At 45.4% G+C, this 20,590-nt stretch carries 16 protein-coding genes; 2 read left to right on the top strand and 14 right to left on the bottom strand.

Annotated elements, in window-relative coordinates; all coding sequences use genetic code 11:
- Positions 1-342: 342 nt before the first annotated feature.
- The 7 genes from NHH16_RS07310 to NHH16_RS07280 all read right to left on the bottom strand — a co-directional run bounded on the left by NHH16_RS07310 (position 343) and on the right by NHH16_RS07280 (position 9,847).
- Positions 343-2,271 (bottom strand): right-handed parallel beta-helix repeat-containing protein, encoded by a 1,929-nt coding sequence (locus NHH16_RS07310; protein WP_262068935.1) that lies wholly within the window; start codon positions 2,269-2,271, stop codon positions 343-345.
- A 27-nt stretch (positions 2,272-2,298) separates the two neighbouring features.
- A complete protein-coding gene (locus NHH16_RS07305; protein ID WP_262068934.1) occupies positions 2,299-3,132 on the bottom strand; it encodes a carbohydrate ABC transporter permease in 834 nt (277 codons plus the stop codon).
- Between the two features lie 3 nt (positions 3,133-3,135).
- Positions 3,136-4,044 carry a carbohydrate ABC transporter permease gene (locus tag NHH16_RS07300; protein WP_262068933.1) on the bottom strand — a complete coding sequence of 303 codons (909 nt, stop codon included), beginning with the start codon at positions 4,042-4,044 and terminating at the stop codon, positions 3,136-3,138.
- Positions 4,045-4,108: 64 nt separating this feature from the next.
- Positions 4,109-5,440 (bottom strand): extracellular solute-binding protein, encoded by a 1,332-nt coding sequence (locus tag NHH16_RS07295; RefSeq protein WP_262068932.1) that lies wholly within the window; start codon positions 5,438-5,440, stop codon positions 4,109-4,111.
- A 142-nt stretch (positions 5,441-5,582) separates the two neighbouring features.
- Positions 5,583-6,542: a DUF4340 domain-containing protein gene (locus NHH16_RS07290; RefSeq protein WP_262068931.1), complete on the bottom strand. Its 960-nt coding sequence runs from the start codon at positions 6,540-6,542 to the stop codon at positions 5,583-5,585.
- Positions 6,535-8,097 carry a response regulator gene (locus tag NHH16_RS07285; protein WP_262068930.1) on the bottom strand — a complete coding sequence of 521 codons (1,563 nt, stop codon included), beginning with the start codon at positions 8,095-8,097 and terminating at the stop codon, positions 6,535-6,537. Before NHH16_RS07285 ends, NHH16_RS07290 begins: the two co-directional genes overlap by 8 nt.
- Positions 8,075-9,847: a sensor histidine kinase gene (locus NHH16_RS07280; protein WP_262068929.1), complete on the bottom strand. Its 1,773-nt coding sequence runs from the start codon at positions 9,845-9,847 to the stop codon at positions 8,075-8,077. Before NHH16_RS07280 ends, NHH16_RS07285 begins: the two co-directional genes overlap by 23 nt.
- A gap of 199 nt (positions 9,848-10,046) precedes the next feature.
- Between NHH16_RS07280 and NHH16_RS07275 the strand changes: the two genes are divergently transcribed.
- Positions 10,047-10,607, top strand: coding sequence for a biotin transporter BioY (locus NHH16_RS07275; protein ID WP_262068928.1), 561 nt, complete (start codon positions 10,047-10,049; stop codon positions 10,605-10,607).
- On the opposite strand, the gene NHH16_RS07270 is transcribed toward NHH16_RS07275, so the two are convergent.
- The 3 genes from NHH16_RS07270 to NHH16_RS07260 form a co-directional block, all read right to left on the bottom strand.
- Positions 10,577-12,445: a beta-propeller domain-containing protein gene (locus tag NHH16_RS07270; RefSeq protein ID WP_262068927.1), complete on the bottom strand. Its 1,869-nt coding sequence runs from the start codon at positions 12,443-12,445 to the stop codon at positions 10,577-10,579. The two genes, NHH16_RS07275 and NHH16_RS07270, sit on opposite strands and share 31 nt — an antisense overlap.
- A gap of 15 nt (positions 12,446-12,460) precedes the next feature.
- On the bottom strand, positions 12,461-12,934 hold the full coding sequence (locus tag NHH16_RS07265) for an RNA polymerase sigma factor (RefSeq protein ID WP_262068926.1): 474 nt from the start codon (positions 12,932-12,934) through the stop codon (positions 12,461-12,463).
- A 238-nt stretch (positions 12,935-13,172) separates the two neighbouring features.
- Positions 13,173-15,455 carry a hydratase gene (locus NHH16_RS07260; RefSeq protein WP_262068925.1) on the bottom strand — a complete coding sequence of 761 codons (2,283 nt, stop codon included), beginning with the start codon at positions 15,453-15,455 and terminating at the stop codon, positions 13,173-13,175.
- Positions 15,456-15,680: 225 nt separating this feature from the next.
- Between NHH16_RS07260 and NHH16_RS07255 the strand changes: the two genes are divergently transcribed.
- A complete protein-coding gene (locus NHH16_RS07255; protein ID WP_262068924.1) occupies positions 15,681-16,988 on the top strand; it encodes an MATE family efflux transporter in 1,308 nt (435 codons plus the stop codon).
- On the opposite strand, the gene NHH16_RS07250 is transcribed toward NHH16_RS07255, so the two are convergent.
- From NHH16_RS07250 to NHH16_RS07235, 4 genes are read right to left on the bottom strand one after another with little or no spacing between them, the layout of a single operon-like run.
- Positions 16,978-18,087 (bottom strand): ABC transporter ATP-binding protein, encoded by a 1,110-nt coding sequence (locus NHH16_RS07250; protein ID WP_262068923.1) that lies wholly within the window; start codon positions 18,085-18,087, stop codon positions 16,978-16,980. The two genes, NHH16_RS07255 and NHH16_RS07250, sit on opposite strands and share 11 nt — an antisense overlap.
- Positions 18,088-18,945 carry a 16S rRNA (cytidine(1402)-2'-O)-methyltransferase gene (gene rsmI / locus NHH16_RS07245; protein ID WP_262068922.1) on the bottom strand — a complete coding sequence of 286 codons (858 nt, stop codon included), beginning with the start codon at positions 18,943-18,945 and terminating at the stop codon, positions 18,088-18,090.
- 2 nt (positions 18,946-18,947) lie between these two features.
- Positions 18,948-19,679, bottom strand: a complete 732-nt coding sequence (locus NHH16_RS07240; protein ID WP_262068921.1) for a tRNA1(Val) (adenine(37)-N6)-methyltransferase — start codon at positions 19,677-19,679, stop codon at positions 18,948-18,950.
- Positions 19,672-20,589 (bottom strand): PSP1 domain-containing protein, encoded by a 918-nt coding sequence (locus tag NHH16_RS07235; protein WP_262068920.1) that lies wholly within the window; start codon positions 20,587-20,589, stop codon positions 19,672-19,674. Before NHH16_RS07235 ends, NHH16_RS07240 begins: the two co-directional genes overlap by 8 nt.
- Position 20,590 lies beyond the last annotated feature (1 nt).

Genomic DNA, 20,590 nt, shown 5'->3' with positions numbered 1-20,590 from the left:
TTTCTCAATATGCTTACAAATATGATCTTTGCGGCACCAAATCTCTCCGATTCTTATTCACTTCTTTTAGTTGCCGTCTTTACACCGATAAGGCATTCTCTACGGGAACAACTATTTGCAGTATCACACGCATATTGACTTGTCATCACTGAATTGTCCAATGGATTTGCCTCCTTTTGTACAATTTAGAAACCTTAAAACTCTTTCTCGTCAAGTTTTTATTATATTAGGTTTCTTGGATTGACTATATAATAGCACCCCTATTTTTAATTGTCAAGACTATTTGTCTTTTTATTTTATATTAATTATTAACTTATTTTTATTGTCTAAATATTCTGACAATTACCAAACTTTAATTCTGTTCTGTCCCTTTTGTAGACCGACAATAGGACCGATGTTCGCGCCTGGCTCTCTTTTCTGGCCGAGATAGTCGGTATCGAAAACGATAGGATTGCCGCAAGGATCTTCAAAAGCGGCTTCCACAATCCGTACCATCTCCAGATCCTTTGTCTCAAGAACGGCTGCCTCTAAATCAAAGAGTCCGTCTTCTGCGTAGAACTCTAGATACGTGCCGTCATCCGTGGCCACGATTTTTGCCTTGGGATCTTCCTTACTAGAGAATTTCGTCTCTTCCTTTTCGTAGGAAGGCGCACCCTTTAAGTAGCCGTTGTTGTTGATATACACGGGATCCTTGACTAGTTCAAAGACTTCGTTATCGCCATTTCCGGCGGCGATTAACCACTCTTTATACTCGGCCATGGAGCTAGGACTACCGTTATAATCCACCGTTCCGTTTAAGGACTGCTCGTTGTATGTTTTCGTGCCACCGATAAAGATATTTTGGAACCATCTGTCATCCCCGCCATAGACAAAGGTTACCCCAGCAACTTCTGTTGAGTGAGGACGGTGATACGGCGTTGCCCGGTTGAGGACTGGTTCTCTGCGCATGGTACCACAGCATAAGTTGTTGACAAAAGCGCCGCCCCAAGCGATGTTATCGAAGTTATAATCAGAAGCGAAGATATTATCATCTACCGTATGAGGACCATGGGTTACTTCAATCATTAAGTCCCGGTCATTTTCATAATAAAGATTCTTACTAATTCGCGTCCCTTGAATCTGCCAATCAAGCCACGTTCCCAGCGTACAGTTATGGATATTGTTGTGGTGGATCCAAACGTCGATAGCAGCGTGAAGCTTAATACCACCGATTTCATAACCAAAGAATTCGTGTTTTACAGCAATGTTGTAGATATGGTTATGGGAGATTTCGCTAAAGACGCAGCCCAGGTGACCAACAATCCCGTTTTGACCACAGTCATAGATGGTATTGTAGCGAATAATGTGAGAGCCGATCTTTTCCTTACTCCAACCTATTTGTCTCGCTTTGAATACTGCCTCCATTTGGTATTGGTAGCCTGGTTTACGATGGGTTCTTGTACAGTCATTATGTCCTGTCGAGGCTTCTTTACCAATGCTAATTGCGCTACATTTTGCATCGTGTACTATGTTATTTTCAATAATCCAGCCTTTGCTCCAGTTGGGTCCTAAAAGACCTGGCTGATCCGCTGTGGGTGGCGTCCAAGGAGTTGCCGCCTGAGCCATTTCAAAGCCGCGAACCGTTATATAATCCCGGCCCGTGACCGCCGGATAGAAGCAGCTTCTGCGGACGTTAATCTCTACCAACTCTTCATTGGGGTTTTGGCCCTGGAAGTTAGCGTAAATCGTCGTTTCTTCTTCAGCCACTTCCGCGTACCACTGATAAATCGAGTCCTCTGGATGAAGCAGCGCTTCTTCTCTTTGCATCCACGGCGCGTCCTCCGCCGTTTCCCTTCTAACGGGGTTATCTAGTTCTGCTAAGGTTCTGGCTTCATAAAATGACTTACCATTTAAGTACACCTCTCCTAGATGAAGGGTATATTCGTAAGGATTTGGACGAACCATCCAGTCCCCAACTAGTTCTTCTTTATAAGGGTTAAAGTCGCCAAAGAAGGCATTCGGAAGGGTAACTTTCCAGACATTGCCCTTTACATTCTCCCAGCTATCGATAACTTCCGAGCCCTTAATCACTACTTTTTCACCAGCTGCTGCCTCGTAGACAATCCGGTCGGTATTGCTTTTGCCGCCATTTACTGGCTTTACCCATTCTCTGTAGACACCTTCGTGAACGATAACCTTATCGCCGGCTTCCGCGATCTGGGCCGCTTCTTGAATCGTTTGGAAAGCACCCTCGATATTGCCTTTTTGTGATACGTGTAACTCTCTACTCATTGTTATATTCTCCTCTTTTTTTATTTACTAACCTTTTACTGCTCCCGCTGTCATCCCTTTTACCAACTTATCCTGTGCAAAGATAAAGAGGATAATCATCGGTATTACCGTTAAGGTCAAAACTGCCATGACCATTGGGGTGTTCATTGAATACTGGCCTTGAAATTCCCAAACCGCTAACGGCAGGGTCCGGTTGGCTGATGACTGGGTAAGGGTGTAAGCAAAACTAAATTCATTCCACATGTTTACCCCGTTATAAATTGCTAGGGTTGCTAGACCAGGTTTCGCTAGGGGAAAGATAATGCGGAAGAACATTTGGTACTTACCGCAGCCATCGATCTGGGCTGCTTCTTCTATTTCCTTAGGGATTTCCCTCATAAAGCTAGTTAAGATAAACACCGATATGGGAATGGCGGTAGCCACGTACGGACCGATAAGGGCCCAGATGGAATCGTAAATTCCCATATCCTTTGACATCTTAAATACGGGAATCAAAGTGATATGAATCGGTATCGACATACAAGCTACAATTAGCGAATAGATCGGCTTTGCTAAGCGAAACTTAAACCGGGAAAGAGGATAAGACGCGCAAGCCGAAATGAATAATAGGATTGTCAAAGATATTACTAGAACAATCACGCTGTTAAAGAAAAACCGAAAGAAATTGCCAGTGAGAACGGTTTTGTAATTCTCTAGATTAAAACTCTTAGGAATCGAGAACACGCCTTCGGTTAACAGTTCGAATTTTTCTTTAAATGAGTTAAGGACCATAAACACAAACGGAAGTAGGGCCACAACGCTCCAAAAAATCCCCAGTATCCAGGCGATGCCCCAGCTTAATCTGCTTTTTGTTTTCTTCATAGTTTAGGCATCTCCTTTCTTTCTACCGTTTAGAATTCGCATGGTGATAAGCGAGGTCAGAGAAATGAGGATAAACATCCCCGCTGCTACCGCCGAGCCATAACCCATGTTAAACTTCACGAAAGATTGCTTGTACATATACGTTGCCATTAATTCGGTGGAAGTACCTGGTCCACCGCCGGTCATGACGTAGACTAAGTCGAAGTACTTAAGCGAACCCACCATAGAGAGAATGGCCGCACTTTTAATAGAAGGAGCCAAAAGTGGCAAGGCCACCCGCCAGAAGTATTGACCTTTCGTCGCCCCATCGATGATTGCCGCTTCGTATACATCCGTTGGTACGTTGGTGTAAGCAGCCATACAGTAGACCATATAAAAAGGGGTGAACTGCCAAGCGATAACCCCGATAACGGTATAGAGCGCTGTCTTCGGATTTCCTAATAAGTCGATATTGCCGCCACCAAAAATCTTGGAGATGGCGCTAAATATTCCTCCATTCGTGGCTAACGCATAAGAAAATAAAAAACCGATCGCTACAGAAGACATTAAGAGCGGAATAAACCACAGCACCTTAAAAATCGTCATCTTCTTACCACCAAAATCGATAAAGGTGGCTAGCGCCAGACCGATCGGAATCTGAATACAAATAGATAGAACCATTACCACCAGATTATTCTTAAAAGCGGTCCAAAAGCTGGTATCCTTTGCAAGCTTTACCCAGTTCTTAAGACCGATCATCGTCTTGTCCGCCGAAATACCGTTCCATTTAAACAAGCTTGTATAAAACGTATCCACAATGGGATAGAAGATAAATACAATCATTAATAGAGCAATCGGCAGTAAAAAAACAAACGCTGCCCGCCTAGTATCTTGCTTTCTTTTCGCTGCCAAAGAGAGTTCCTTTTTTCCCATCTTCTCTTTCCTCCTTTGTAAAAATCTCCCGGGATTTTATTCCCGGGAGATCCGTCTTTGGCTACTAGTTGGCCTCGTCTAGATATTCTTGCATCGCTTCCTGGAATTTCTTAGCTGCATCTTTTGATGTCATCGTGCCGCCGAAGAGCTCTTGACTGGTATCAAGATGAGCCTGAGCTACTGCTGGTGGCAGGTATTGGTCATACCATAGTTGGGTTGAAGAGGCGTTATTGGCGGCCTCCATAATCGACTTAGTAATTGGATCTGTCAGCTTATTTTCCACGCCTTTAACCGGTGGTACCTTGCCGCTTTCCACCATAAAGTCAACCATTTCATCCTCTGAGAACTTGGTTGCACATTCAAAAGCTGCTGCTAGCTTATCGTCCTTACAGTTAAAGGAGATAAAGTTATCACCTATCGTACCAATCATAATGGAATCATCCACATCCGAACCTTCCAGTCCTGGGAAGGGGAACCAACCAATTTTTTCATAAAACTCTGGGCTATCTTGTTGGATTAAGCCGGTGTACCAAGAACCGATCAAGTCCATAGCTGCCGTTTCTTGATAAAGCATCTGTCTCGCCTGACCGTCATCTTCACTAAGTGAGTTCACTCCCTCTGGGAAATATCCTTTCTCTTCCCATTCGAGAATCTTGTCACCTGCCCAGATAAAGCATTCATCTTCGAAGGTTCCACTGCCGTCTACTGCGGCATTGAAGGGCTCAAGTCCGCCTTTTCTCGCGGCTAAGTTCATAAAGTACATGGAACCGGTCCACTTCGGCGCATTTGCTAAGGCAAAAGGTGTGATTCCATTTTTAACAAAGGTATCGCTTACTGCTTCTAGCTCTTCGATGGTAGTTGGCACCTCTAGGTCATACTTTTCAAACATCTCCTTGTTGTAGAAGATCCCTGATAAAGAGACATTCATAAAAGGGACTGCATAAATATCATCTTTGTAAGTTGCTTGAGCAATCGAGGCATCTAAAAGACGATCTGGTAATTCGCTGTCGTTGAAAAGATCGGTAATCGGTTGGGCATACCCTGACTCAATATACTCATTCATCGGGCCACCTGACCAGTTGATATACATATCCGGACACTCCCCGGAGCTCATAGCAATAACCAATTTTTCCTTGTAGGTGTCATTCTGCACCGGAACACTGGTGATCGTGTAATCTGTATCGGTGGATTCTGCAAACATCTCGATGGCTTTGTCGTAAATCGCTTTATCAACTTCTTCCGTACCAATGTTCCAAAACACGATTTCGTTGTCGCCGCCGGTGGTTTTGTCCGTGTCGCCTTCGTCGCTGCTTTTACCGCCACAGCCTACTAAAAGGGATGCACCCATTACCGTTACCAGCAGTAGCGACAATAGTTTCTTCGTTCTCGTTTTCATATCATTTCCTCCTCATTGATTGTTTGTAACTAAAGATTAACAAACATCGCCAGCGAATAAAATTTAATAATTTGACCTTATTCTTTAATTTTTTTACCTTTGTCAAAAAAATGAGGACCTCGACTGCGGTCCCCACTTCTCCCTAATTATCCTGGGTTATCTTGATTAAATTCTCCACTTCGGCCTTCTCAACAAGGAAATGCTCTTCTCCTTTCACCTTCACACTGGCATACTCTTTGTCGTAATCGTAGTAGGTAATGGTAAGTTTCTCCATTTCCGGCGCAGTTCTCGCAAACGTTAAGGTGAGAAGTTCCTCTTTCTCTCCCTTTGCTGGCTCTTTTAACTCGCCAGCAATCAAAACGCCAAATAAATCCGTATAGATCTCCTGATAATTCTCTAACTTCTTGCTTTTCCCAGCGACTTTTGTCTCCACCGCTGATACGGTCTCCATCGGGCACACCGCACTGATTTTCAAAATCAAATCATAAGGCTTAACTGCAAAGATTTGCTCCAAGGCGTCTACACTTATCAGGTAAACCCGCTCTGGATCCCCACTAAGAGTAGCGTAGTAGTTCCCTGCCCCGTCTTCCTCACCAATCGTTAGCGTCAAGCGACTACTAGCTTCTGCTTGATACGAAGCCCTTTCATCCTCTTCGTCAAGCTGGCAGAACTCTAGCTCTAGATAAGTCTTTGAAGATGCTAAGTTCTCCTTCACCTCTGCGCCCACTTCGGTCACTTGGGTAAAAGAAAGCTGAGCAAGCTGGCCGTAAAATTTAAGGGCCGCTTCCGTATCAAGAACCGCCTCCCCACCGTAGGGAGCTTTCACCTTCCAGTACTCATAGGAGCTCTCATATTCTTTCGGCTCATAGGCGATATCGAGCAGCACTTCGCTGTCTTTCGTAAGCTTCACTCGGCGAATCCCCTCAGCGATAAACTTAGGTTCTGGCTCTTCTTTTAGCTCCCGCGTGCTGGCTTTTTCCTCTTCTTTTGCAATTTCTTGTACTGGCGCTTTCGTTTCCTCAGCCACTGGCTCTGCTTTCTGACAACCTCCAGCTAAAATGCTGATTAACAACAGCATTCCCATGCACTTATACTTATTCATGTTTCTCTCCTTCTGCTCGTTCTTGTTCTCGGTACTGCCCCGGGGTCTGACCTACGTGCTTCTTAAAGGCTAGCGAAAAGTAATTAGTATCCCGATATCCTACTTCTTGGGCGATTTTTCCGATTTTCATATTGGTGGTGGCAATCAAGTACTGGGCGTTCTCAATGCGCTTTCTGACGATATATTCGTTACACCCTTCACCGGTAATCCGTTTGAAAAGCCGGGAAAAGTAACTGGGACTGACAAAGAATTCCGAAGCGATACCCGCCACCGAAATATCCTCGCTTAAATGCTCCTTGATGTAGCGTTTTACCTTCGTAATCAGCTCGCTATCGTCGTCATCCTCTTTTAATAATTTTTCCAAAAAGGCCTTTACAATTACGTGATTCTCTTCCCGGCCAGCGTTTAAAAGGGCTCCAAGCAGTGAGTTAAGCTTGGCATCCGGACTCTCTGCCGACTCCACAATATAGTTAAAATAAACCGTGGAAGCAATCTCAAAGCAGCACTTCTGCACGTATTGATCCGAAATATTGTAGGCGTCTGTGGCTGCGCAAAACGCTTCGTAAACCCGCAAGATCGTATCGGTATTACCGATATTTTCGTTGATACTATCGATAAATTCTGCATACACTTCCCGGAACATATCCACCTGGCCCTTGGTATCCGTCCGCTTAATCAAGGTTTTGTATTCGTCTTGCTCTTTTTCTAGAAGGTAAATGGCGTCGTTGTAGGAAAGATGGAGGTGTTCAAATCCTTCTACCTCTTCGCCCATCACCACCCGCAGACGGACTTGGCACTCTTCTTGAATCAGTTTGGTCAGAGTCTTAATGGTGCTTTCTAACTCATCACTCTTGCCCTCCTCAAAAAGGACAACGACGATTCGCCCTTTCCGGTCCTCAAAAGTGACCCCTTTTTCTTGAGCGTCTAAGTAGCCGATTAAAAGGTTTTTTATCGTCAGTAAGGACAGAGACTCTACGCCCCTAGACTGTAAGCTGGGAATAAGAATAACGGCGCGCATTTTAAGTCCCTTTTTGAACTGAGAATTCTGGTACAGCATCTGGGCAATCCCTAAAGAATCTTCACCAGATACCAAACGACACATATCGTTTTCTAATTCTGCTTGATCTCTCGTACCGGTTATTCGGCGCATATTTCGCCGGTTAACTTCCTGTGCTCTTTTATCTTTAATCGCCTGAACCTGGGCGGCAATTGTCTCGATTAAGATATCTTCATCCACCGGTTTTAGCAAAAATTCCTGAACCTGCATCCGCAGACACTGGCGGGCATAATCAAAATCATCGAATCCCGTCAGAACGATAATGCGGATATCTGCACGCACCTCTCTGATTTTCTCAATCAGTGTAAGTCCGTTCATCTCGGCCATCTGGATATCCGTTATGAGAATATCTATCTCTTCTTTTCCTAATATCCCCAGCGCCTCTAGCCCAGAAGCGGCCATAAAGACCTCCTCAATTCCTAGCTCTTTCCAGGGAACAACAGAGTGAATACCCACCCGGATTATCCGTTCGTCATCAACTATCAGTGCTTTCATCATAAAATTTACGTCTTCCTTTCCTGTCATACCAATTGGGTAATAGTACCCTTACCCGCACACCACCACCGGGGTTTAGGTAATAGGTAAGTCCGTATTCTTCGCCGTAATACAGCTGAATTCGCCGATTCACATTGCGGACGCCATAACCAAACTCCTCGTCGAAGACCTTAACGGCCTCATTGATTTCCCGAATTTCCTCTTCGGTCATGCCGGCACCTTCGTCGATGACATCGATATAGACCTGCTCTTCATTGCCACCGGCCTTAATAAAAATCTTGCCCTTTTTCCCATTCATCATCTTAATGCCGTGATAAATGCCGTTCTCTACTAAAGGCTGGAGGGTAAGCTTAGGGATAATCGCCTTTTCTATGCTTTTATCCTCGATAATCTCATAATCCAAGATTTCGTCGTAGCGCATTTTTTGAATGTAAAGATAATTGCGGGTGTATTCTAACTCCTCACCAATGGTAATAATATCCCGCCCCTTGCTTAAGCAGATGCGGTAATAACTCGCTAGCGCCTTGACTAGCGCCGATATTTCTTTATTGCCGCTAGCGACTGCCTGCCAGTGAATGCAGTCCAAGGTATTGTAAAGAAAATGAGGTTGTATCTGGGACTGCAGAGCTTCCATCTGGATCCGGTCCATCTGATACTGCTCTTCCTTAATCTGCTCCATCAGCTGAATCACCTGATTCATCATGGAATTGAAGCCCTTAGAGACCACGCGCATATCCGGGTCGGCCTCCACAATTTCTAGCCTGGTCTCCAGATTCCCGTCCGATACCTCGCCCATCGCCTGGACCACATTTCCCCAAGGTTCATAGGCCTTAATTACCATCTGCCTTGCCAAACGGACACTAAAAGCGATGATGATAAAGAGCACCACTAGGAGCAGGAGCACCGTCCAGACGCTGTCCTTTAAAAGTTCCCACCAGCTAATCCTAGTAACGTAGTAAAAGTCCCAGCCCTTGACCTTTTGGTTGATCATCAGTTCCGTACGGCTCATGGAGGTCCGCCCGGAATCTTTAAACTTACTATTAGCAAATTGGGTGTCGATTTCCTCCCTACGCGTATCGGAGATTATCCGACCGTCTTTGTGGACAAAGGCCGTATCTACGGCAAAGCTTTGGCTGTTATCGCTGCTTGCTAGAAGCTGAGATAAATTGGCATCGTTTAAGTTGATACATAAAGTTCCTAAGCGCTTGCCGATTCGTAGATTGGAGAATAGGGGATAATAAATGCTCAGCGTATAATCACCTTTGGTGCTATACTGTTTCGTAAAAGTCATCTGCATCGCACTTTTTCCCATAGGGATGGCATTGTCCTGATCCCCTTTTATCACCTCTTTGTAATTAATAATCCAGTTGGGAATCGCGTTGCCCTTGATTAGCTGCCCTTTCTCATCTTGGCGGATAATCGTAATGAAGTTCACGTTCCCCCACATATTGCAGACATTGTCAAGGACACTGGTTGCATCCGCACTGTAGCGATAGACATCCACTTCTTCGCTCAGATAATCTTGAACGTGACGATTTAAGATTACCGACCAAATCAAATTATTGTATTGATTAAAATTATCCTCGGTGTTGATTGCCATGGCTTCCACTTCGTTTTTGGCAATCTGCGTCGATTTATTGGTAATGGACATGACTGTTGAGACCCCCGAGACAATGATGATAATCAAAGTCGAAAATATCAAAGCCCTGGTGATAAAACGAATCATTTTCCGGTCAAATGTTAGTTCTTTCATACCCGCCTCTTCCCTTTCCATTTTTCCTCTTTATATCACATCTTCCAAAAAAAGAACACCCGTCAAATAAGAATTTTTCTCACCTGACGAGTGTACAAAACAAATTGTAAACCCCTTTATTATTCGGTTGACAATCCTCTTTATTCCCCTTATACTCTTTTCTAGAACTAGAAAATAATACTAAAGGAAGAGGCTTATTATGGAACAAACCCTGCGTACGAAAAAAATTATTTTAATCGCCCTGATAACGGCTGTCACTTGTATCTTAGCACCATTATCTATCCCCATTCCCATCAGTCCGGTGCCCATTTCACTAACAAATCTTGTCCTCCTCATCAGCGTTTATCTGCTTGATGTAAAGAGTGCTACTATCAGCTATTTGGCTTACCTATTGCTGGGACTGGTTGGACTTCCGATCTTTTCTGGCTTTAGTGGCGGCGCCCACAAATTAGCAGGACCCACCGGTGGCTATCTAATCGGCTTTATCCCTTTTGTGATTATTTGTGGTTTAAGTGTAAAATATCTCAAGAATAGAGCGCTCATTTTCTGTGCCTTTATGCTGGCAACCATTGTGGCCTACGCTTTTGGCACCCTCTGGCTGGCGCAAAGCTTAGAAATTGGTTTTATCGAAGGGCTCGCCATCGGTGTCTTCCCTTATATTATCGGAGATGTTACCAAATGTATTCTCGCCCTCATGCTCGGTCCCGTTCTCGCTAAGCGCCTAGGAGCTTACAAGATAACGTTACCGGCTTCTTCATAGGTGTCCAGACTATAGGCTTCAATAATATTGCCTTTAATGACGTAGAGACGGTTCTCGATGACAACACTCCGGGCTTCTCTAGAGCCGGTGCCGTTCACTTCTTCCTCGAGGAGGCGCACGAAGCCCTCTTCGTCATTATAGGTAAAGAGCTGATATTTCTGTCCCCCCTCCCCTTCGGTGGCAAAGCCAAAAAGGTTATGATCAGCGCTAATCATCAAGGCTTTATAATCGTATAGAACACTGCTGTAAAACGTATTTTCTATCAATAGCTTGTGGATTTCTTCCACATCGCTAGGGTCATCGGTGGCGAACATAGAGAGCTTAACACTTCCCGCCACGCCGGTCTCTTCATCGGCATCCATCCCAATTCCCAACAAACGATTCTCTCCGTAAGGATGGAGATACTCGGAAAAGCCAGGAATCTTTAGCGCCCCTAGCACTTTCGGGGATTTTGGATCCGAAAGGTCGACGCTAAAGAGAGGATCCGTTTCTTTAAAGGTGACAAAATATCCCGTTTCACCCATTAGTCTAGCTGAGTAAATCCGTTCTCCCTTAGCAAGCCCTGTAATCTTTCCTAAATCCTTTAGCTTCTCGTCGAGAATATATAATCCATTGGTCTCACTGCGGCGATTCGTCACGACGATACGTAGATTGCCCTGGTATTCATCAATACAGAAGCTATCCTTGATATAGCCGCTGACATTCGTCACCGCTACCGGGGAAAACTCACCCTTCTGATAGCTAATCTTGCGAATATTGGTGTCGTTGCCATAGCCGTCTTGCCAGCTAACCTCGTAAAAATAGATATTCTCGTTACTCACATACAGTTCACCACCTGCCTTCATAATGGCTTTAGAGTCGACGATTTTATCTGGTTTCTCTAGCTTTAAAGAACTGATAACCGTATACTCACTGGCCCTTTGATAGGGGGGTAAAATTATGTTTTTTGCCTCAATCAATTCTCCATTCACACTAGGAATATAGGTAATTGGCTCACTTTTTTCCATAGCATGGTATGAATAGTAGTTCGTAAATAAATAGATATAGCCATCTACAAAGCGAGACGACTGATAGCTACCGCTTTGTTTGACGTTACCGATTAGTTCTGGATTTTCTTTGTCTTTTACATTATAGGTTAAGACTCTAGTGTAATTCTCTTCCCCGTAGGTCTCACCAACCACCACTAAGCGTTCATTGTCGTAGTAAAACTCCCGCACCGTTTCCACTTCGTCAATGAGAATCGTTCCTAGATCCTTCAATTTCTCACCTTCGGTGTCCACAATGGCAACTTCATAGCCGTTGTCTTTCAGCACGTAGAGGTAGCGACCGTCGGTCTTAACGATATCCGCTTCGCCAACCCCTTCTTGGCGAACGTTGGTGTCTGAGTAGACACCGCTGCTACTCATGCTCTTCGCATTCCCGCCAGCTGTAGGCGCTGCCATATCCGCTTCTAAGGTAACCGCATCTTCTACCATCACCTCTCCGGAAAAGCCCCCTTCCGTCTGGTTAGCAGCCATTACCTGATAGACTTCCCCGTAATCTTTCGCCGCTTGTAGACTTTCCGCTCCCTTCGTGGTCTCGTTCTGCGCTCTACCCGTATGATCCGTATCCGGCGTAAGGATTGTCTGACCCTGACGGTTCATCAAGAAAATACTGCCCCCAATGATAAGGGCCAAAGAGGCGGCGATCGCACCTAAGGTCTTCGCTGGGAACTTCCGCACCTTTCCTTTTTGGGCCAAGCGGCTTTTCAGCTCTTCCGGTTCTAATGACGGCGGTGGCTGAATCTGTTCGCTTTCTTTCTGTAACTTTTCAAGAATGTCTTTATCTTTGTCTTCCATCTTTATCTCCCCTTTCTACTCTAAAAATAACCGCAAACGGGCGTAAGCTCGGCTTCTTTTGGAACGGACGGTATTTTGATTAAGCTTTAAGATGGCAGCAATCTCGGTGCTGTTATAGCCGCCGTAAACGCTTAAACCGATAATCTGGCGCTCCTGGTTCGAAAGTACCATAAACGCCTTTTGTAAGTCTAAGGGCAAATCGTAATTTACAGAACTGCCCACTTCCTCTCTTCCTTCCATTGTCTCTTCTCCCCGTTTGCTCATGTCTTTCAGCTTTTTCTTACACACATTGGCTAAAATGGTGAAAATCCAGCTTTTAAAAGCCTCCTCCGCGCGCAGAGAAGCCATTTTCTCATAGGCCTTTAAGACCGCTTCGCTAACACAGTCCTCTGCATCATGGGGATTTCGCATAATGCATAAGGCATAGCGATATAGCTCTTTATAGACTTTCTCATAGAGAGAGATAAATGTTTGCTCATCTCTTTTCATGATGACCCCTCCGTTTTCATCGTTACATATATTAGAGTATAAAAAAGGTACAAGTGTTGCATTAAAATAGAATTTGCTCTTGGCAAATTCTTGCGCCTTCGGCGTGTGCTATTGCATAAATTACCTTGCGCCGAAGTGCGCATCCATAGTGGAACGTCTTTTTGTATAATAGGAACGTTCCTATTATACAAAAAGAGCAGAAAAATTAATTCCTGCTCTTCTATCTACTTATTTATGCCTAGCCGCGGTAGTAATTAATTAGACATCCCTTTAAGATAATTTCCCGTTCAGCATCGGTCAAATCACCCACACTGAGGGTAATCTCTTTTAATTCATCCCCCACAACGTAGGCTTTAATCTCGCCTCGTTTTTCGGCAATCGCTTTTTTAATATCGGGAACGAATAGGTAGTCATCTAAGCCAAAGCTTAGCTGTTCGTGATTCTCTTTGGTGATAAATGGGAGCATGCCCCAGTTAATTAAGTTAGAGCGGTACCGCTTCGTCGCGTACTCGTTGGCGATATTCGCCCAGCCGCCTAAGACTTTTTGACAGGAAGCCGCTTGCTCTCTAGCCGAACCATCTCCTGGCTTGACCGCAAAAATCGTACTACCTACACCTAAGTTTCCTTCACCGACTTCGGCAAACTTCGTGCGAATCGTGGTCAGCACAGAATCTAATTCTGGGAAAGCATCCACAGGACAGCTGCCGCTTTCAATAGCTTTCTGAGCTACCTGTACCGCTTTGGCCCGGCCCACGTAAGCAGGGTCTTTCCGGGAAAGGGTAAATTCCGCCAAGCCTAACGGATTGGAGCGGTAAGAAGAAGTCTCTCCTGAAGGAATCAACTCATCGGTAGTGGTTACAGGATCGTGAATCTCGGAAACCACTTTTAAAATCAGGTTATCCGGTAAGGCTGACATAGCTGGCCAATCCTTAATATTTGGACCCATTTTAATTTCCACGGTAGAATCTGCCTGACCGTGACTATCAAAGACGCGGTTAGCGTAGATTTTCTCATCAAAATGGTACTTCTGTCCCTTATATTCGATATCGGCGTAATCGGTAGCCGGGGTTAAGTAACCTTGGTTAGCCGCGGTTGCCGCAATACTTCTGGCATCCATTAGAGCGACAGAAGAAATCTGACCGCTTTGCAATTTAGAACCTTCTCTATTCGGGAAATTCCGGGTAGTATGACGAATGGAGAAGGCGTTATTCGCCGGCGTATCCCCAGCACCAAAGCAAGGACCACAGAAGGCGGTTTTTACAATTGCTCCCGCTTCCATCAGATCAGCAACTACACCATTTTTAACTAGTTCCATATAAATCGGGGTACTAGCCGGGTAGACGTTTAACGTAAATTCATCGGCACCGGTGTATTTTCCGCGAATCAAATCGGTCGCTTCACAGATATTTTCAAAACCGCCACCAGCACAGCCGGCGATAATTCCCTGCTCTACGTAGAGTCTGCCGTTTTTGATTTTATCCATCAGCGTATAATCCACAGCGCCATCAAGGCTTACCTTCGCCTGTTCTTCTACTTGGTGCAGAACATCTTCTAAATTATTATTCACCTCTTCGATGGTGTAGACATTCGAAGGATGGAATGGCATCGCAATCATTGGTTTGATTTCGCTTAAGTTCACGTAGACAAGACCGTCGTAGTAAGCTACGTCGCCTGGTTTTAACTCCTGATAATCCTCTGGGCGGTGATGAATCTCGTAGAATTTTTTAATCTCCTGATCCGTCTCCCAGATAGAAGAAAGACAAGTGGTCTCTGTGGTCATAACGTCCACGCCGATACGGAAGTCCGCGCTTAAGTGCTTCACACCTGGTCCGACGAACTCCATAACCTTATTATTTACATAGCCGTTTTTAAAGGTGGCACCGATAATCGCTAGTGCCACATCCTGAGGACCTACCCCCTTCGCAACTTTTCCGTCTAGGTAAATAGCGACTACCTGGGGACGTTTAATATCGTAAGTTTTATCTAGTAACTGCTTAACAAGCTCCGGTCCACCTTCGCCCATCGCCATGGTTCCTAGCGCGCCGTAGCGAGTATGGGAGTCCGATCCGAGAATCATCTTGCCGCCGCCGGCTAGCATTTCTCTGGCGTACTGGTGAATAACCGCTTGGTGAGGTGGTACGTATACGCCACCGTATTTCTTGGCACAGGAAAGACCAAACATGTGGTCATCCTCATTAATGGTTCCCCCTACTGCGCAGAGCGAATTGTGGCAGTTGGTGAGCACGTAAGGAATGGGGAATTTCTCCAGTCCTGAGGCTCTTGCCGTCTGAATAATACCAACAAAGGTAATATCGTGAGAGGTTAGCTTGTCAAATTTAATCTCCAGCGCCTCCATATTATCGGAAGTGTTATGAGACTCTAAAATTCCGTAAGCGATCGTGTTTTTCTTCGCCTCTTCTTTAGAGATTTCCTTCCCTAGTTGCTGTTTTAGTTGCTTCTCATCTTCGACGATTTCTACCCCACTTACCAGGTAGACGCCGTTCTTGTACAAATCGACCATATTTTCTCTTCCTCCTTACATCTTTAACATTCTACCATAATTCTATTTGTTTGGCTATTTCTAGGCTTGACTTTTACCAGAGAGTCACGTATTATTTGTTTTAGTTTAAGAAGGAAACGACTTTGCCACCGGGTAAAGTCTGAGAATGACTTTTTTCACGCCGTTAGGTCTTTGTAGGTGTGAAACTTAAAGTCATTTTTTTATGCATAAAAACGAGGTGAACCTATGTTATTAAAACGCTTTCTAAAATACACATCCCTTAACGTAATCGGTATGATCGGGGTCTCCTGCTACATTCTGGCAGATACCTTCTTTATCGCCGCTGGTCTGGGCGCAGATGGGCTAGCAGCACTGAATCTAGCCATTCCTGTTTACGGTTTGATAAACAGCACGGCCCTGATGATCGCCATCGGTGCCGGCACCGCCTTTGCCGTTGAGCGGGCGAAACGAAATCAGCAAAAAAGCAACGAAATATTTACCTGCGGCGTCCTTTTAGCACTGCTTTTTGCGGCTATCTATATCCTAGCGGGACTTTTTTTCTCGGAAAAGATCGCCCTCTTACTAGGTGCTAATCAGGATATTCTCGCCCTAACGACCACCTACTTAAAAACCATGCTTTTCTTTTCACCGGCTTTCTTAATGAACCAATTGCTAATCGCCTTTATTCGCAATGACAAAAATCCCGGTCTTTCCATGGCGGGAATGCTAATAGGTAGCTTTTCCAACATCATCCTGGACTACGTCTTTATCTTTCCGCTGAAGATGGGGATGTTTGGCGCGGCCTTTGCGACGGGGCTGGCTCCTCTGATCAGCATGGCCGTAATGAGTCAGCATTTCTTTAAGAAACAAAATACTTTCCAGCTACTGAAAACCGGCAGAGTCCTAAAGCGAGGCCTCTTTGTGCTTCTCTTAGGCGTCTCTTCCTTTGTTACCGAAATTGCTTCTAGTATCGTCATTGTGGTGTTTAACTTCCTAATCCTAGGACTGGCTGGCAATACCGGCGTTGCGGCTTACGGCATCATCGCCAACCTCTCCTTAGTAGTGACTTCTATCTTTACGGGGATCGCTCAAGGTGTGCAACCGCTAATTAGTAGTGCTTACGGCAAGAAAGAAATTAGCGACATAAAAAAAAGCGCTGCTTATGCGCTTTTTATGGCTTTTATCTTAGCCCTTGTCTCGGTCTTTTTCGTCGCCGTCTTTAGGGAGGGTATTATCGCTCTCTTTAACAGCGAAGGAAACCAAAAGCTAGCCAGTATCGCCAGTCGCGGAATCCTTTTATATTTTACCGCGTTTCCTTTTGCAGGAATTAATATCGTCGCGGTCTCGATCTTTAACTCTGTCACGAAAGCGCGAGCGGCTTTTTTGCTCTCCCTCTTAAGAGGAATGCTCGTTATCATTCCCTTAAGCTTTCTCCTCGCTGGCGCCTTCGGCTTAACCGGTGTCTGGCTTGCCTTTCCCGTTACCGAGGTGCTCACCGTCTTGATCGCGGCAGCCTTACTCCTGGGTATCTTGAGGGGAAAGATTAGATATTAATGTTCTTTTTCGTAACCTTATCAAAGATGTGCACCTTTTCATTGTCCACGATAAAGTTGGCACTTGCTCCCGCTTCTAGGGACCCACTGGTATTTAAGGCATCTACCAGATAGCCATCTAAATCAAAGCGCAGTACTTGCCCCGCCTCTTGGTCGTAGACGGCAGCTACTTTTGCCTGATACTGAAGAAAGCGCTTTTCGTCTAGTACCGTTTCGTTCACCAGCATCTGCTGGGGTCTAAAGCCAATTACCACCGTTTGCTGATGGTAACTGCCTTTATCTAGGGCGCTACCAGACTTAATAGGAAGGCGAAACTCACCCATCTTGGTGGTGATATAAGCCACGTTATCGTATATCTCGCAGTGGCCATCGATTAAATTGATCTTTGGGTCTCCGATAAAATCCGCCACAAATAGACTAGCGGGCTGGTCGTAGACTTCGCTGGGAGTCCCAATCTGATGAACTTCGCCAAGCTTCATCATCACCACCCGGTCCGCTAGACGGAGGCCGATGGGCAGATTGTGGGTAACCAGCATGACAATTCCTTTCATCTGGGCGTGGATTTCGGCAACTCGCTTACTAATTCGCGGGCGCACATTCTCTTCCATATTGGCAAAGGGCTCATCCATGACGAGAATCTGAGGATCATAGATAAGGGCTCTAGCCAGGGCCACTCGCTGACGCTGAGAAGCGGTTAGGGAGCGAGGCTTTTTCTTTAATAAGTCGGCCACCTCTAATAGATTGGCAATTAATCTGACCTTCTCATCGATAACCTCTTCGGCGACCCCGCGCTGACGAAGACCAAAGCCGATATTTTCATACACCGTCAGCTTCGGGTAAACTGCATAGTTTTGAAAGAGCATCGCCATGCTCCGCTCTTTCGGGGGAATCTCTTCTAGACGCTTCCCATCAATCCGAATCTCACCACCACTAGGCTCTTCAAGACCGGCAACCATTCTTAGCACCGTGCTCTTTCCCGATCCCGAAGGACCAAGGAAAACCACGAATTCCCCGTCGGTAATTTCCATATTAAAATCTTTGACCACTTCAAACCCGTTAGGAAAGGTTTTCTTAACGTGGCTTAGCTTGATATTCGGCATTTACTTTTCCTCTTTTTTTAGTTCTAACAGTTCTTGATAAATATCGCGTTTCGTCAGGTTACGGTCTTTCGCCACCTTCTTCATCGCCTCCTTTTTATCAATTCCTTGCTCTAAGTAGTATTCCATATGCTCGGTTACGCTCAATTTTTCCCAGGCGCTAACCTCTGCCGCTTCCAGTTCTTTTCTATCCCTGCCGGCAATGACGAGAACGATTTCCCCTTTCACCTCATGCTCCTGGTAATAAGCAATCCCTTCGCTTAAAGAAACTCGCTTCACTTCTTCGTAACGCTTTGTCAGCTCTCTAACCACAGCGATTTCCCGGTCACCGAGGCTTCCATAGAGGCTTTCTAGCGTCTTTAGCAAACGGTGAGGTGCCTCGTAAAGAACGATGGTCCGGGTCTCTTGCTCTAATTCCTTTAAGACCTTTTCTTTCTCCTTCTTTTCCCTTGGCAAAAAGGCTTCGAAGACAAAACGCCTAGTGGAAAGACCAGAGAGAATCAGCGCTAGCACAAAAGCGCAGCCCCCGGGAAGGGCGGTCACTTCGATGCCTTCCTCGTAACAGAGGCGCACTAACACCTCCCCGGGATCAGAGATTCCCGGAGTCCCGGCATCGGTAATGAGGGCGATGTTCTGCCCCGCAGCTAGCTTTTCTACCAACACTTTCGCTTTATCGTATTTGTTGTGCTCGTGGTAACTGGTCATAGGCGTGGCAATCTCAAAGTGATTCAGAAGCTTCTTCGAATTCCGCGTATCTTCGGCGGCAATTAAATCCACCGTCTTTAAGCAGTTCACGACGCGAAAGGTCATATCTTCAAGATTTCCAATGGGTGTGGCACACAAATATAGGGTTCCCGGCATAATTATTCGACCTCTCCGTATAATTTCAGTAGTTCTTTCGTATAGTTTCCGTTCTCTTCATAAACGATTAAAGGAGGTTCCACCTGCATTCGCGGCCTCCCGCCTTTGACTCCTTCAATCAGCACCATGTTGGGTTCCTTATGTACATAAGGATAGACTAGGCGCATCCGTTTCGGCTCTATGCGCTGCTTCTGCATCTCCGCTAATATCTCCGGTAGACGGAAAGGACGATGAACCATGTAAAACCTTCCTTTTTCCTTTAACAGGCGACTCCCTTCCCGGATAACGTCTGAGAGGGTACATAAGACTTCATGGCGAGCGATATTAAGAGCCTCTTTGTCACTGGTTAGGCCGTGGGCGCCGATCATATAGGGTGGATTACTGGTAATAACAGAAAAAGAGGACGCTCCGAAGATTGTGGATGCCTCTTTTATGTCCCCTTTTATCACCTGGATTTTATCCTCTAGTCCATTGAGAGCAATGCTGCGCTTAGCAAGATTCACACTTTCCTCTTGGATTTCTAACCCGGTAAAGTGCTGCCCCTTCGTTTTCGCCGCTAAAAGCAAAGGGATAATCCCATTGCCGCATCCTAGATCAAGAGCTGTCTCGGCCTCCCCCACCCGGGCGAAGGCACTTAATAGCACAGCGTCCATTCCGAAACAAAATAGTTGCGGATTCTGGATAATCTTATAGCCCTTTATCTGTAAATCATCGATACGTTCCTGATTATTCATCGTCTAATTTTGAATTCCCGTTCTTTTCTTCTAAAGAGGCTAATTTCTTCATCTCCTCTTTCGATATCTTATCCTTGTCCTTGCGACGCTTATTTCCCTTTTTGAACTTGAGCTCCTCGCTTTGATATTCCCGAATTTCTTTTTCGTCGTTATCAAGGGTGACTAAGACCCGCACCTGCTTGCGCAAAATATTTACCGACTGGACATCGCCCTTTAGCCCTTCAGGAGTATCCACCTGATCGCCTACGGAAGGCAAAGTCCGGTTCAGCTCCTCATAGACCTTTTCTTCATTTTGCAGACAACACATTAAGCGGCCGCAGACTCCTGAAATCTTGGTAGGATTAAGGGAAAGGTTCTGTTCTTTTGCCATCTTAATGGATACCGGTGCAAAATCCGAAAGATAGGTTGCGCAGCAAAGTGGACGACCACAAATACCGATACCACCACGAATCTTCGTCTCGTCGCGAACGCCGATTTGTCGTAATTCAATGCGGGTTCTAAAGACCCCGGCTAAGTCTTTAACCAGCTCTCTAAAGTCCACGCGGCCATCGGCGGTAAAGTAAAAGAGCACCTTGTTGTTATCAAAGGTGTACTCCGCCTCGATAAGCTTCATCTCTAAGTTATGCTTGCGGATTTTCTCTAAGCAAATCTCAAAGGCTTCCCGTTCCTTTTCTTTATTCTTTTCGGCTTTCTTAATGTCTTCTTTGGTAGCCACTCTAATGACCGGCTTTACCGGTCCAGGAACTTCGTCTTCCTGGATTTCCTTGATACCGGTTACCACGGTTCCAAATTCCACCCCTCTAGCCGTCTCCACAATGACTTTATCTCTAACCTTAATATCTAACTTTTCCGCCCCGAAAAAATATATTTTCCCCGCGGGCCGGAATCTAACACCTACTACCTTTACCATG

The organism is Ohessyouella blattaphilus, from assembly GCF_024721265.1.
GTDB lineage: Bacteria > Bacillota > Clostridia > Lachnospirales > Lachnospiraceae > Aequitasia > Aequitasia blattaphilus_A.
The sequence above is the reverse complement of the archived record's forward strand: the minus strand, read 5'-3'. Positions and strand labels throughout refer to the sequence as shown.

Coding starts and splice junctions, on each gene's coding strand:
- NHH16_RS07250 (WP_262068923.1), bottom strand. CDS start 18,087: ATGCCGAATATCAAGCTAAGCCACGTTAAGAAAACCTTTCCTAACGGG.
- NHH16_RS07305 (WP_262068934.1), bottom strand. CDS start 3,132: ATGAAGAAAACAAAAAGCAGATTAAGCTGGGGCATCGCCTGGATACTG.
- NHH16_RS07275 (WP_262068928.1), top strand. CDS start 10,047: ATGGAACAAACCCTGCGTACGAAAAAAATTATTTTAATCGCCCTGATA.
- NHH16_RS07235 (WP_262068920.1), bottom strand. CDS start 20,589: ATGGTAAAGGTAGTAGGTGTTAGATTCCGGCCCGCGGGGAAAATATAT.
- NHH16_RS07310 (WP_262068935.1), bottom strand. CDS start 2,271: ATGAGTAGAGAGTTACACGTATCACAAAAAGGCAATATCGAGGGTGCT.
- NHH16_RS07270 (WP_262068927.1), bottom strand. CDS start 12,445: ATGGAAGACAAAGATAAAGACATTCTTGAAAAGTTACAGAAAGAAAGC.
- NHH16_RS07260 (WP_262068925.1), bottom strand. CDS start 15,455: ATGGTCGATTTGTACAAGAACGGCGTCTACCTGGTAAGTGGGGTAGAA.
- rsmI (WP_262068922.1), bottom strand. CDS start 18,945: ATGCCGGGAACCCTATATTTGTGTGCCACACCCATTGGAAATCTTGAA.
- NHH16_RS07285 (WP_262068930.1), bottom strand. CDS start 8,097: ATGATGAAAGCACTGATAGTTGATGACGAACGGATAATCCGGGTGGGT.
- NHH16_RS07255 (WP_262068924.1), top strand. CDS start 15,681: ATGTTATTAAAACGCTTTCTAAAATACACATCCCTTAACGTAATCGGT.
- NHH16_RS07290 (WP_262068931.1), bottom strand. CDS start 6,542: ATGAATAAGTATAAGTGCATGGGAATGCTGTTGTTAATCAGCATTTTA.
- NHH16_RS07265 (WP_262068926.1), bottom strand. CDS start 12,934: ATGAAAAGAGATGAGCAAACATTTATCTCTCTCTATGAGAAAGTCTAT.
- NHH16_RS07300 (WP_262068933.1), bottom strand. CDS start 4,044: ATGGGAAAAAAGGAACTCTCTTTGGCAGCGAAAAGAAAGCAAGATACT.
- NHH16_RS07280 (WP_262068929.1), bottom strand. CDS start 9,847: ATGAAAGAACTAACATTTGACCGGAAAATGATTCGTTTTATCACCAGG.
- NHH16_RS07240 (WP_262068921.1), bottom strand. CDS start 19,679: ATGAATAATCAGGAACGTATCGATGATTTACAGATAAAGGGCTATAAG.
- NHH16_RS07295 (WP_262068932.1), bottom strand. CDS start 5,440: ATGAAAACGAGAACGAAGAAACTATTGTCGCTACTGCTGGTAACGGTA.